Below are 655 nucleotides of genomic sequence, written 5' to 3'. Positions count from 1 at the left end.
TGCGCCAACCGCAAGGAGGCAGGCGACCACGGTAGGGTCAGCGACTGGGGTGAAGTCGTAACAAGGTAGCCGTAGGGGAACCTGCGGCTGGATCACCTCCTTTCTAAGGATTCTTGTTTGGGTTCGGCTCCGAGCGATCGGATCCATCCTGCCTCGTGCAGACCCATCGAAGATCATTAGGATATCAGGGCTCAGTCAGAGCCCATTGGCGGGACACGCGCCGTCCTCGTTTCTCTTTCTCGTACCGGACAGATCCAGCTCCGCCAGCTCGCTTCTTGAGCCTGAGCGTCGAGCCTGTCCGGATATTGAGTTTGCCGCAGCCTGGATGCTGTGAGGACCGTCAGGTTCCGCAGGGTCGGCTGTCAGGCGAAGACATCAATGACATCGTGAAGAGGGAATGTGGCCGTTGGGGCAGAGAGATCTGCCAACCCTGGCGGTCATGTTCGGCAAGCATACGGTGGTGGATCCGGAAACGGATCTGCCACTGGTCTTTTTGTGACCGTGTCGCGCTGATCAGCCAGCCTTACGGCTGTCGGATCAGCGACGGACATCGATCACGAGAGCGATCAAGTGCCTTAAGAGCATTCGGTGGATGCCTTGGCGCTGAGAGGCGATGAAGGACGTGGTACGCTGCGATAAGCCTTGGGGAGCTGCG

2 rRNA genes are annotated in these 655 nt (G+C 58.9%); both read left to right on the top strand.

Features of this window, described 5'->3' with window-relative positions:
- Nucleotides 1-103, top strand: a 16S ribosomal RNA gene (locus MFF58_RS31900); the annotation flags it as partial.
- A gap of 461 nt (nt 104-564) precedes the next feature.
- Nucleotides 565-655: ribosomal RNA gene (locus MFF58_RS31895) — 23S ribosomal RNA — on the top strand; the annotation flags it as partial.

This window comes from Methylobacterium longum, assembly GCF_022179385.1.
Taxonomy (GTDB): domain Bacteria; phylum Pseudomonadota; class Alphaproteobacteria; order Rhizobiales; family Beijerinckiaceae; genus Methylobacterium; species Methylobacterium longum.
This window is presented reverse-complemented; position numbering and strand designations above follow the sequence as displayed.